Source organism: Streptomyces sp. KLMMK, assembly GCF_036961605.1.
Taxonomy (GTDB): domain Bacteria; phylum Actinomycetota; class Actinomycetes; order Streptomycetales; family Streptomycetaceae; genus Streptomyces; species Streptomyces telluris.
In genome coordinates this window covers 1-11,534 of record NZ_JBAMDC010000219.1, presented here as the reverse complement: position 1 = coordinate 11,534, position 11,534 = coordinate 1, and the positions used below count along the sequence as shown (strand labels likewise).

At 72.4% G+C, this 11,534-nt stretch carries 12 protein-coding genes and 1 pseudogene; 10 read left to right on the top strand and 3 right to left on the bottom strand.

Annotated features, from left to right (window positions below):
* A partial coding sequence (locus V7793_RS25195) for a helicase-associated domain-containing protein (protein ID WP_336010213.1) occupies nucleotides 1–2,120 on the bottom strand: 2,120 nt, incomplete at its 3' end.
* Nucleotides 2,121–2,528: 408 nt separating this feature from the next.
* Between V7793_RS25195 and V7793_RS25190 the strand changes: the two genes are divergently transcribed.
* The 8 genes from V7793_RS25190 (at nucleotide 2,529) to V7793_RS25155 (ending at nucleotide 7,035) form a co-directional block, all read left to right on the top strand.
* Nucleotides 2,529–2,756 (top strand): hypothetical protein, encoded by a 228-nt coding sequence (locus V7793_RS25190; RefSeq protein WP_336010211.1) that lies wholly within the window; start codon nucleotides 2,529–2,531, stop codon nucleotides 2,754–2,756.
* On the top strand, nucleotides 2,743–3,258 hold the full coding sequence (locus V7793_RS25185; RefSeq protein WP_336010209.1) for a DUF6879 family protein: 516 nt from the start codon (nucleotides 2,743–2,745) through the stop codon (nucleotides 3,256–3,258). The genes V7793_RS25190 and V7793_RS25185 overlap by 14 nt, the downstream gene beginning before the upstream one ends.
* Nucleotides 3,259–3,279: 21 nt before the next feature.
* On the top strand, nucleotides 3,280–4,134 hold the full coding sequence (locus V7793_RS25180; RefSeq protein WP_336010207.1) for a helix-turn-helix domain-containing protein: 855 nt from the start codon (nucleotides 3,280–3,282) through the stop codon (nucleotides 4,132–4,134).
* Between the two features lie 174 nt (nucleotides 4,135–4,308).
* Entirely contained in the window at nucleotides 4,309–5,379 is a 1,071-nt protein-coding gene (locus V7793_RS25175; protein WP_336010205.1) for a radical SAM protein, read from the top strand.
* Entirely contained in the window at nucleotides 5,357–5,536 is a 180-nt protein-coding gene (amcA, locus tag V7793_RS25170; RefSeq protein ID WP_336010203.1) for a multiple cyclophane-containing RiPP AmcA, read from the top strand. Before V7793_RS25175 ends, amcA begins: the two co-directional genes overlap by 23 nt.
* A gap of 70 nt (nucleotides 5,537–5,606) precedes the next feature.
* Nucleotides 5,607–6,296 carry a pentapeptide repeat-containing protein gene (locus tag V7793_RS25165; RefSeq protein ID WP_336010201.1) on the top strand — a complete coding sequence of 230 codons (690 nt, stop codon included), beginning with the start codon at nucleotides 5,607–5,609 and terminating at the stop codon, nucleotides 6,294–6,296.
* Nucleotides 6,297–6,401: 105 nt separating this feature from the next.
* Nucleotides 6,402–6,539 (top strand): hypothetical protein, encoded by a 138-nt coding sequence (locus V7793_RS25160; protein WP_336010200.1) that lies wholly within the window; start codon nucleotides 6,402–6,404, stop codon nucleotides 6,537–6,539.
* Nucleotides 6,511–7,035 (top strand): DUF6879 family protein, encoded by a 525-nt coding sequence (locus tag V7793_RS25155; RefSeq protein ID WP_336010198.1) that lies wholly within the window; start codon nucleotides 6,511–6,513, stop codon nucleotides 7,033–7,035. Before V7793_RS25160 ends, V7793_RS25155 begins: the two co-directional genes overlap by 29 nt.
* 90 nt (nucleotides 7,036–7,125) lie before the next feature.
* Here V7793_RS25155 and V7793_RS25150 read toward each other — a convergent pair whose 3' ends face one another.
* A complete protein-coding gene (locus V7793_RS25150; RefSeq protein ID WP_336010196.1) occupies nucleotides 7,126–7,941 on the bottom strand; it encodes a class I SAM-dependent methyltransferase in 816 nt (271 codons plus the stop codon).
* 58 nt (nucleotides 7,942–7,999) lie between these two features.
* On the opposite strand from V7793_RS25150, the gene V7793_RS25145 reads away from it, so the two are divergent.
* Nucleotides 8,000–8,722, top strand: a complete 723-nt coding sequence (locus tag V7793_RS25145; protein ID WP_336010194.1) for a GntR family transcriptional regulator — start codon at nucleotides 8,000–8,002, stop codon at nucleotides 8,720–8,722.
* Between the two features lie 618 nt (nucleotides 8,723–9,340).
* A complete protein-coding gene (locus tag V7793_RS25140) occupies nucleotides 9,341–9,619 on the top strand; it encodes a hypothetical protein (RefSeq protein ID WP_336010192.1) in 279 nt (92 codons plus the stop codon).
* Nucleotides 9,620–9,669: 50 nt separating this feature from the next.
* Here V7793_RS25140 and V7793_RS25135 read toward each other — a convergent pair.
* Nucleotides 9,670–11,534 (bottom strand): annotated as a pseudogene (locus V7793_RS25135) (sacsin N-terminal ATP-binding-like domain-containing protein); the annotation flags it as partial.

The following is an 11,534-nucleotide window of genomic DNA, read 5'->3' as shown; positions in this document are numbered from 1 at the left end:
GGCGGAGTGCGGCGGGCATCGGCGCGGGTGACGACGACGTCCCCCTCGGCGGACTCCGCCGCCGGGGCGTACCCCATGGCGCGCAGGCCCTCCAGGAGGTCGTCCGGCGGGGCCTGCGCCGCGAGCACGGTGGGAGCGAGGCGGCGCAGCCGCAGCGGGGCGGAGCGGCGGTCGGCGAGGATCTCCGCGAGCATCGCCTCGTCGTCGCAGCGCAGGTAGGAGGAGGCGGCGCCGACGCGCAGCCGGCCGTGGCGGCGGGACACGTCGTCGATCAGGTAGGCCAGCGGCTGCGGCACGGGCGTACGGGAGTGCTCCGTGAGGAACGCCTTCAGGTCGGCCGCGGTCTGCCCCGCGTCCAGCGCGCGGCGCACGGACGCGGGCGTGAAGCGGTAGACCGTGGCGCCGCCCTTGGACTCGACGTCCGCGAGGACCCCGAGCACCTGGGCGAGCGGCCGCTTCAGGGGGCCCGGGGCGACGGCCGTCAGGTCGGCCTGGAGCAGGATGTGGTCGAGCGGCTCCGGCAGCAGCGGGGCCAGCAGGGCGGCCGCCCTTACGGTGCAGGCTCCTGCTTCGGCGTCGGTCATGGGGTACGCCGGGACTGCGTCCTCCGGCCCCAGCAGCGCCCGGCCGGGGGCCGACAGTGCGCCGCGGTTGGTCACGCCCAGCAGCTCGGCCTCGGCCAGCGCCCAGCGGGCCAGACGCGTGCGCAGGTCCTCCGTGCCCGGCTCCGCGGGCGTCCGCGGGGGGCGCTCCCAGTGCATGCGGTCCAGCAGCGTGTCCGCGGTGACCGAGGTGCCGGGCGGGAGCGTGGCCAGGAGGGCGAGGACGCGGTGGCGGACCTCGGGCGCGGGCGAGCGGTCCAGCTCCGCGCCGAGGACGTTGAGGGGGCGGCCCTTGGCGTCCCGGCTGCCCACCAGGCCCGGGGTGCGGGTGGCCGCGAGCCACGCCGTGGCCAGGCGGGCCCAGCGCTGCTCGGTGGGCAGGAGCAGCCAGTCGTCGGAGGCGGGCGTGGGGGCGTAGCGCTCGTCGACCTCGCCGTCGGAGGCGAGCAGCCCCGCCGCGTACGCCAGCTCGATCCAGAAGGCGGCCCCGTCCTCGGTGGTGTCGAGGACCGCCGCGGCGCGCTTCAGGTCGCGCACGCTCAGGCCGCCCGCGCGCAGCACGAGCGGGCCGTCCGACTCCCAGGCGGCGAGCAGCTCCTCCACCGTCCCCAGGGCCGTGAACGCCTGGCCGGCGGCCGTCGCGTCCACCGTGCGGGCCGAGTGCGGGACGGCGGGCGTCAGCTCGGGCGCCACCGGCTCGGGCGTACGGTGCGCGAGGCCGCCGCGCAGGTGCAGGGCCGCCTCGCGGGGCAGGACCACGTTGCCCGGCGACGCGGGCAGCAGCAGGCCGCGGTCGAGCAGCCAGCGCAGGTGCGGGGCGGGATCGGCGGTGACCGTGCCGTAGGGCGGGCCCCACAGGAGTCTGCCCAGGACGGCCGTGGCCTCCGCGGGCGCCCCCGCCAGCAGCTCCGCCATCCGGGTGCGGTCCTCGAACAGGGCGGTCAGCGCGGCGACCGCCGACACCGGGTCGTGCGTGCCCGGAAGCCCCGCCGCCGCGATGATCTGCTGCAGCCGGCCCGGCGACATGCCCGCCGTGGCCTCCGCCACGGTCGGGCCCAGGCCGGTGGGGGAGGGGTGCGCCGGGCTCGGCGCCAGCAGCTCGCGGACGGTGCGCACCAGGCGCAGCCGGTCCTCGCCGCCCCAGACCAGGGCCTGCTCGCGCAGCGTGGCCAGGGCGCGGGGCAGTGCTTCGGCGATGCGCGGGTCGCCGGGGGCGTCCCCCGTCATCAGGGCCGCGAGGGTGCCGTACGGGCACGGGTCCGGGGCGACGGCGAGGGCCTCGGCCGCCTGCAGGGCGAAGCGGTCCAGGCGCTCCAGGGCGCGCACGACGGAGGCGCGGGTGCCCGCGCGGGTCGCCAGCTGGGTCAGGTCACCGGGGACGGGGTTGAGGAGGTCGGGGCGGGCGCGCAGCAGCGCGGCGAGCGCCTCGTCGGCTCTCGTCCGCAGCTCCTCGGCCAGCGTCCGCGGCCCGCCGCGCGCGGCCCCGCCGCTACTGCCTGTCTCCCGCGGTGTGGTCATTCTGTTTACGGTACCGGGTCGGGCGCCGCAGGCCAGGGGGTTGCGGGGCGGTGCGGGGGCGTGGGGGTGCCGGTGCGTGGGGCGCCGCCGGTGCGCGGGGGTGCCGGCGCCGGGGGCTCCGGGGCGGGGGTCCGGGGCCGTATATTTACGGGCCCGGTGCCCCCGATGTCGTGCGTGCCCGGAGACCGGGCCCACAAATACACGTCAGCGCCCCGGACCCCCACCCCTGCGCCCCCGTCACCTCCCGCCGTCGTTCCTGCTGACGCCGGTGGCTGTTCGGCCGCGGGGCGGTGTGCGTTCGTTCCTGCACCGCGCGAGGCTGGTGCAAGTTCATGCAAGTTCTGTGCGCGGCCTCTGGAACAGGTGCGAAGCTGAACCGGAGATCGTCACCGAGCGAGGAGGGCACCGATGGCTCTGCGCATGCTTGGCAAGGACCCGGAGAGCAAGTCCGGGGATTCGCCGACGATTTACCTGGACGAGGACAAGGACACCTACCTGGTTCAGGGCTGGAAGGTCGAGGAGGGGGAGCGGCTGGGGCAGCTCGACCTCCCCGGGCACGAGACGGTGGTGGAGATCCCGCGGCGGATGGTCCAGTTCTTCCTGGAGACGCGGGGCGGGGCGCGTGCCGACGTATAAGGAACTGCTGGGCTCCGCCCGGCACTCGGCCGTTCACCTGGAGACGCGCGACGGATACATGCCTTCCGATCCGGCGTTCGCCGCGTGGAGGGAGGGCCGGCTGTCGGACCCGGTGGGCGATGACCCCGACTTCCAGCAGTGGCTGAGCTGGGTGTCCGAGGCGACGGAACGGGGGGTGAAGATCCGGCGGGCTCGGGTGGTGTCGGTCCCGGAGTCCGACTACATCCGTTTCGAGCATCATGTGTCGCAGGCCAACGTGACGGCGGGGGAGGAAATCCGGTGGCTGCCGCGCCGCCGGGCCACGGACCTCGCGCTCCCGGGCAACGACTTCTGGGTCTTCGACAACGAACTCGTCCTCGTCCTGCACTTCACCGGGGACGGGGAACTGGCCCCGGAGGGGCGGGAGCTCATCCGCGACGAGCGGGTCCTCGACCTGTGCGCGAGTGCGTTCGAGGCCGTGTGGGAACGTGCCGTCCCGCACGAGGACTACCGGCTCTCCTGATCGGCACAGGCGCAGCAGACGGTGGGATCACACCCCTCTTCCTCCGCCGTGCGGGAAGCCCGCGTTGCTCTGGGCGGTCGGCTGCGGGAGATCCGGAAGGCGGGCGGCTTCAAGACGGCACGGGCTTTCGCGGCCTGTGCCGGCTGGAGTGAGTCGAAGGCGTCCCGCATCGAGAACGGCATCACGCGGCCATCCGAGGAGGATCTGCGGCAGTACACCGAGCTGTGCCAGGTCCCCCACGCGTACGACGACCTGGTCGCAACGGCGCAGAACATCGAGGAGATGTACGTCGAGTGGCGGCGCCTGCACCGTGACGGGCTGCGCCCGATCCAGGAAGCCCACGTTCCGCTGTACGAGCGTACGCGGCACTTCCGCGTCTACGAGCCGGGAGTCATCCCCGGCCTGCTGCAGACACCTGCCTACGCCCGGTCGATCATGGGTCGCATCATCGGGTTCTGGGGGATCCCCGACGACACCGAGGATGCGGTCGCCGTCCGCATGGGCCGCCGGCAGGTGCTGCGCGACGCCGGCCGGCGGTTCGGCTTCCTGATGGAGGAGGCCGCGCTCCGATCCCGGTTCGGGGACGCGGAGGTCATGGCCCACCAGCTCGGGCACCTGCTGACCGTCTCCGTGCTCCAGCAGGTCAGCCTCGGCATCGTGCCGATGACGGCCGACCGCGTCATGTGGCCGGTGGAAGGCTTCTGGATCTACGACGATGAGCAGGTGGTCATCGAGCTGGCCACGGCGCAGGTCACCGTGAAGCAGCCGAGCGAGGTCGCCATGTACGCGCGGGTGTTCTCCGAGCTGGCGCGGATCGCCGTCTACGGCAAAGCGGCCCGCGCGCTGATCACCGAGGCCGTCAATGCCTTGGCGTGAACTTCTGCAAGCACGTGCAAGTTTCTTGAGCCGTATGAGCGCGTTTGCGGATGCTGTCCCACGCCCCAGCCTCTCCAGGATCGGTGGTGAATCCGCGTGCCCGCTACCCCGGCCGGCCCCTGCCCCGACAGCAGCGCCGTGCGGCGCCTGGCCTCGAGTCCCCGGGCTGTGATCATGCAGCCGACGACCTGGTGCCGGCCCCTGGACTGCACCTACTGCTACCTCCCCCTGCGTAGGACCCGGCATGTGATGCCGGTGACCGTGGCCGAAGCAGTCGCCCGGCCGGTCAACGCGTGGGCCCGGGAGGATCCGCGGTTCGAGGTGGTGTGGCACGGGGGTGAGCCGCTGTCCGCCGGCCGCGATCACTTCGCCCACCTGATGGCCCCCTTTCACGGGGTGAAGCACACCGTGCAGACGAACGCCGCGCTCATCGACGACGCCTGGTGCGACTTCTTCGCCGCGCGCGACGTCGCGGTGGGGGTGAGCCTGGACGGGCCGGAGGAGATGAACTTCCGCCGCATCACCCGGGCCGGCCACCCGGCCTACCGGGTGATCATGCGCGGTATCGACCGGCTGCGCCGGCACAGCATCCCCTTCGACGTGATCGCCGTCGTCTCCGTCCCCGACCCGGCCCGCGCTGCCGGCCTGTACGGGTTCTTCGCGGGCCTGGGCTGCCGCACGCTCGGGGTGAACATCGAGGAACACGAGGGCGTGAACACCGCCCGGCACGATCTGTCCGGGGTCGCCGAGTTCTGGGAGGCCCTGACGGCGGCGTGGCAGGCCCGCCCAGTGATCCGGGTGCGCGAGGTGAGCCGGGTCCTGGACTTCGCCCGCACCATCCTCGACGGCGTCGGCGCCGTCGTGCCTTCGCCGGCCGGGAGCCCGTGGGATCCGCTGCCCACGATCGCCTATGACGGCGGGGTGGTCCTGCTGTCCCCGGAGCTGGCCAACTTCCACGACCGCCGGCTCGGTGACTTCACCACCGGCAACGTCCTGCACACCGGCTTCGAGGTCCTGCTGGCCGAGGCCGAGCAGCGCACCCGGTGGCTGCCGGAGTTCTGGCGCGGCGTCGACGCGTGCAAGGCCACCTGCTCGTACTTCGACTTCTGCGGCGGCGCCCATCCCGCGAACCGGTACTTCGAGCACAACGGGCGGATGGACGGCACCCGCACCCGCTACTGCACCGCCTCGAAGATCGCCCTATTCGAAGGAGTGACCCGCCATGCCCGTGCCCACGGCCACTGACCGCGTACGTGCCTCGGCCTCCGCCTTGCGGGCGCTGATGTCCCTGGCGCAGCCCGGCCCGGAGTCGAAGTTCGACAACCGCGTCACGTGGGACAACGTCACGCCTCCGTTCGATAACCGGCCCACATGGGACAACTGGAACAAGAAAACCAAGTAGCTTGCCCTGCGGCAGGCCCCTGCCCCTGGGCGGATGCCTCGCAGCCGCCCCTCCTCGACGACGGAGCCCCATGGAGTCCCGCACATTCGGGCGCATCAAGATCACGCCCCCCGGCCTCACCGAGCCGGGCCTGTACCTCTCCCGCGTCGAGTCCCTGGAATCGGAGCGCGGCATCGTCCAGGAGTTCCAGTACGCCGACGCAACCCTGCGGGAGCTGGACCTGGCCGGCACACAGCTGATCACCGGTCGGATCACCGGCCTGCGCGCTGCCCGCGTGCGCTTCGAAGCGGTGAACCTGCACGGTGTCCAGCTGGACGCCTGCGATCTGGGCTCGGCCCAGTGGACGGGCAGCAAGCTGACCCGCGTAGCCTTCCGCAATTGCAGGATCATGGGCGCGGCCCTGGACGACTTGGTCCTGGACCACGTGCTGTTCGACCGCTGCAAGCTCGACTACACCGCCTTCACCAAGGTCCGGGTGGCCGGCCCTGTCGCCTTCTCCGGGTGCGGGCTGACCGAGGCGTCGTTGACCGACTGCGACCTCTCGGACGCGGTCATGCGTGACTGCACACTTCGGGAAACCGAGTTCGGACGCGGCCGGTACCAGGGCCTTGACCTTCGCGACAACGACCTCACCGCCCTGCGGGGAGTCGCCTCGCTGAACCGCGTTCTGATCGACCGCGCCCAGCAGGACCAGCTCGCCCAGGCCCTCGTGGCCGAACTCGGCATCAGTTACGGCGACGACGACCTCAACACGCCCTGACCGGACCGATACACGTCAGCGCCCCGGACCCCCACCCCTGCGCCCCCGTCACCTCCCGCCGTCGTTCCTGCTGTCGGCGGTGGTCTGGCCGGATGCGACTCCACCGTGGGGGAGGTACGCGATCCTGAGGCCCTGAGCCAGATGCGCATGCCCGGCTACGAGACCTGTGTCGAGGTCCCCAAGTCCTCGATCGTGGCCCTGCTGGAGGAGAGCGGTGGACCTGATCACCCCCGCACAGCGTGACGAGCTGTTCCGCAGCCTGAAGCGAGATGCGTTCCATCTGGAGCTGAGGGACCACTACGGATCGTCTGTTGAGGACACTCCCTACGCCCGTTGGCAGAGGGGCGAACCCGACGCCTACGCCTGGCTGGCGCCCTGGACAGCACTGATGAAAAGTGTGACCGGAGCGGGCAGGACGGTCAGGCGGGTTCGGGTCGTCACGGAGCCGCACTCCCGGTACGTCGGGTGGGAGCACTCGCTGACCCGGCTCAACCTGGAGATGGGCGAGGACATCCGGTGGCTGCCGAGGCACCGGGTGCCGGAAAGCATCACGTTCCCCGTCGCCGGCAAGGACTGGTGGTTGTTCGATGACCGCCTCCTGGCCGTGGGCCACTTTGACGAGGCCGGGAGGGTTCTCGGCTCGGAGCTGATCGAGGACGCCGAGGCGGTGGCCGAGTGCATCCGGGTGCGGGAGCTCGTCTGGGACATCGCGATTCCGCACCGCGAGTACCAGGCCTGAACCATCCGTGAGCATGTCGGCATCCTCGTCCCCCTGTACCTCCCGCCGGTATGACCGACAAGTGCTGCGGCGAGTCACCCCGCCTCACCATCAAGCCTGACCCACGGCCAGCAGGTGTGAGCCGGCGGCCAGGAGATCCGGGTACGGTTCCGCGGCGCGGGCGGCGGCGAGTGCTGCGCGGAAGAGCGGGGAGTCGAGGGCAACAGGCTCTCCCGTGTGCTGCTCGGCTGCCTTGAGCAGCGACCATGTGGGCCCTTCGATCGAGTAGACGCGAACGTCGCGCAGGCCGGCGGCACGCATTTCTTCCGCCAGTTCCGGCGCGGTATGGAAATAGGCCGCCGTGAAGCCCTTTCTGCCCGGCTCGTGCACGCCCGTGGCGAGGATGTCGGTCACGGCGCTGCGCACGCTCTCGCGGTCCAGCCACGCGGTGGCGGTGTGCTCGAAGAGGGAGGCGTATCGGTTGATGGCCGCGGCGGCTACCAGACCGCCGGATGCGGTGACGCGACATGCCTCGGCCAGCGCCTGGTCGCGGTCGGCGCGGTCGAGCAGGTGGTAGAGCGGGCCGAGGAGGAGCGTGGCGTCGTAGGAGCCGTCGTCGGCGGTGAGGTGACGCGCGTCGCCGAGTTCGGCCGTGCAGCCGGTTCCGGCAGCTTGTGTCACGTGCCTGGCTACCGGGTCCACGAGGTGGACCCGGTAGCCGTCCGCGGCGAGCCACCGTGCGTGAGCCCCGGGACCGCCGCCCACGTCGAGAATCGCGGCCGGGCGTGGAGGAAGGTGACGCCGGAGCAGCTCTTGAGTGCGGGCCATCTCCAGCATTCCGTCCGCTGTCGCCGTCAGCCGGGTGGCCTCGTCGAAGGTGTCGGTGTAGAAGTCGAGGATCTCCGGGTCCACTTGGGGGATCGTCATGACGGGGATGCTCTACCGTGACCGGTCAACCTGTCCAGTGAAGCGGGAGTCCCCGGCCATGCCGATGCTGAAGTACGAACAGATTGCCGACTCCTTGCGGCGCCGCATCACCGAGGGCGAGTTCGGGTCCGGTGAGCTCCTGCCATCCGGGCGCGACCTGTGCGAGCAGTGGGGTGTGTCCCGCGCGACGGTGAACAAAGCGTTCGATGTGCTGCGTGCTGACGGGGTGATCGTGGCCCAGCAAGGGTTGGGCTTCCGTGTCACTGATGTGCCGCTGGCCCGGCCTGCCGGAGGGCGGAGGGGTGGTGCCGCGCGAGTGATGACCGGGCGGCCCTTCCGCCGGCTGGGTCGGCCGATCCGGGAGGTGCCGCCTGGTGACGTGGCCGATGCCTTGGAACTCCGGTCCGACGAAACGGCACTGCGCCGCGACCGGCTCGTGCTGCTCGCCGACGGGTCACCGCTGTCGCTGGTGAGCGCATGGTTCCCGGCGGCTGTGGCCGACCACTGCCCGAAGCTGGCTCAGGTGAACCCCATTGCCGAGGGCACGACGCACTATGTGGCCCGTCAGACGGGGCGCTCGCCTGCGCGGGGGACGGACACCGCCACGGTGAGGCTGGCGAGTGCCGCGGAGGCGGAGGTGTTCGACCGGAAGGCGCCTTTGGCGGTGGCTGTTGATCTGCATGTTGTGCGGGATGTTGATGGGGTTCCGCTGGTTTGTGAGATCGGAGTGACGCCATCGGATTTGTGGGAGCGGACGGAGAGCTATGCGATGGGAACGTGAAGTTGACGCGTCTGCTGTCTGGACCGGTTAACCGGTCCAGTGTGAGGGCGTGGCGCCAGCCACACCCTCATGTCCTGAGGGCGATCCGCTGAAACAGCAGACACCGGCGGCCGCTGCAACGGCCCCAGGGCGTGGCCAACGCTTGCCGCCGGTGGCTCGGACTCCTCCTGCGGCGTCTACGTCTGGGCCACCGCCCATGGCATCGACCTCCGGCCACGGTCACCGCTGGCCGCCTGCACATGTTGTGGCGAGGTGCGTGGAGCGGCGGTCGCGATCGGTTCGTACGTCATGGACTCTCGTGACGGGAGTGTGGGGCAGATCGTGCGTAGCGCTGGGGTGCAGCTTCTCCTGCGCGCGCTCACCGGTGGCCGGGAGTGGGAAGCAAGGACCGATCGGGTCCGCCCGGTCGCCGAGGCCGAGCTGCTCAGCGCCAAGGTTCAGGCTGCCAACGCTGCGAGCAGATGGGGGCGGTGAGCAGGCGGCGTTCCTCTCCGGTCGGCCACGGTTCACAACCGTAACCACTGTTGCCGGGCCGCCTCGGGGAGGATTTCGGCTCGTGAGGCGTTAACAGCCCGCCAAGCAAGGTCGGTTCTCGTTCAGCAATGAGGAGAGTGGTCCATGGGCAAGTGGCTGGTCATTTCCGAGCAGACCGTCATGGCCGACGGGGCGCCGCCGCAGCAGTGGATCGAGGTGCTGCGGACGCTTCCCGGGAGCAAGAGCCGGGACGAGGCGCTCGTCGCGTTGCGGAACGAGGCCAAGAAGTACAAGCCCGCTTGCCTCAAGGGTGCGTCCCGCGTGGTGGGGCAGGACAGTGACGGGTCCTTCTGGATTCTGCCGAAGAACGGGGCGGGGCATGCCCGGTGCAACGTTCGGCTCATCGAGCAGGTGCATCCGTGAGTGAGGCGGGCTGAAGGTGGCCCCGGCCTCGCCGGGGCCACCCTTCGCCGCTAGTCGAACCAGCGCGCCCGCGCCAGTTCCCCCGTGCGGTCCGGGTCCTCCAGGAGGGCCGCCGCTTCGAAGCGGCGGGACCAGGCTCCCGCCGCCCAGGCCAGGCCCGCGGCCAGGCCCTCCAGGGTGGCGGCGTGCAGTACGCCGTCCTCGGGGTTGAGCCGCCAGTCCAGTTCCACGCCGCCGACGACGAGCTCCTCGTGTTCGACGTAGGTGGAGGGCGCGCCCGGCAGCAGGACCCGGACGCCTTCCGGGACCTCGCGGAGCTCGCCGTCGCCTGCGGGGACGGTCACCGGGAAGACCTCGCTCAGGCGTCGTACCTGCAGCAGTTCGGAGAGGGCGGCGGCCCGGTCGGGGCGTACGGGCAGCAGCGGGTGGCCCTCCGCGAAGGGCGTCAGATCGGGGGCGTCGGCGACCAGGGCGTCCGTCGCGTCCCCGACCCGGGTGAGGTCGCCGACCACGGCCCGTACGTCGTCGGGCACCGTGACGTCGTCCGGGTCCAGCTCCGCCAGTGCGCTGTAGAGGCCGTGCAGCTGGGCGGGGCTCACCGGCAGGTCCGGGTCGGCCAGGCGGGAGAGGAGTTCCGCCGCGCCGCCCGGCTCGTCCAGCAGCGCGACCGCGGACGTGCGGACGCCCAGGGCGCGCAGCACCTGCTCGTCGGCGAGGCCGGCCGCGTCCGCCGGCTCGTACAGGCCGTGCAGGAGCGGATCGCCGCCCGCGACGCGCAGGCCGGCGGGGCGGCGGCCGTCGAGGACGGGGTGGCCGCGCAGCCACCAGGCGGTGTACGGGCGGACGGACTCCGTCGTGCCGTCGGGCAGCAGGATGCGCACGGGCGTGGTGAGGGCGTCGCGCAGCGGCGGCTCGGCGAGCAGGGACAGGGCCTCCGGCCAGGCGTCGTCGTCGACGAGGTCGAGGTCGCGGACGGCCACGATCTCCGTCGCGACGGGCGGCACGGGAGTGTCCGGCAGCCGGTCGAGGACGTCCTCGCACCACACGTCGACCGCGTCGAGCAGCCCGGCGTCGTCGGGCTCGGCGAAGTCGCCGTCGCGCGGTTCGAGTTCGTCGGGGTCGAGGACGACGTCCGTGGCGCGCACGAGCGCGAAGCCGGCCATGACGCCGACGGCGGTGAGCGGCTGCTCGCCCCACCGCTCGGCGAGGGCGGCGTCGCACGCGGCGAGCTCGCCGGGCCGGATCACGCGTTCGAATGCGCTGCCGGGCAGGACGAGTTCGCCCGCGGGGGCGAGCTCGCCGTCCTCGTCGGGCAGGGCGAGGGCGCCGAGCCAGGGCTCGTCGCCGGGCGCGAGGTCGGCGTCGCGCACGAGGCCGAGGACGAGCTCGGCGAGGGCGTCCGCGTCGAGCGCGTCCTCGTCCCACACCTCGTCGGCGTCCAGGGAGGCGGCCACCGCGGCCCGCACCTGGGGGGTGGTCAGGACGGCCCGGGGCGAGGACGGGGTGGCGCCGAGCTTCTCCAGGAGCGGGTGCGCGGCGTCGGGGTGGGCGACCTTCAGCCCCAGGCGGGAGAGCCGCTCCGAGTCCGTGCCGTCCGGCGGCGGGAGCAGCACCTGCCGCGGGCCGATGGCCGTCCGGCCGTCCGCGAGCGGCACGGGCAGGCCGGTGAGCCGGTCCGGGTCGATGCCGGCGAGGCTGTCGTAGAGCCGCTGCCACCAGGACGGGGCGCGCTCCACGCCGGCGAGCCGGTCGACGACCTCGCCGAGCGGGGCGCGCGCGACGCCGAGGGCGCGCAGCTCGGGGCGGCGCTCCAGGCCGGCGGGCAGCAGGTTCGGGAAGAGCTCGCCGAGGACGGCGACGGTCTCGGCGCCCGCGCCTTCGACGACCTCGGCGTCGAGGGGCCGCAGCGCGTACG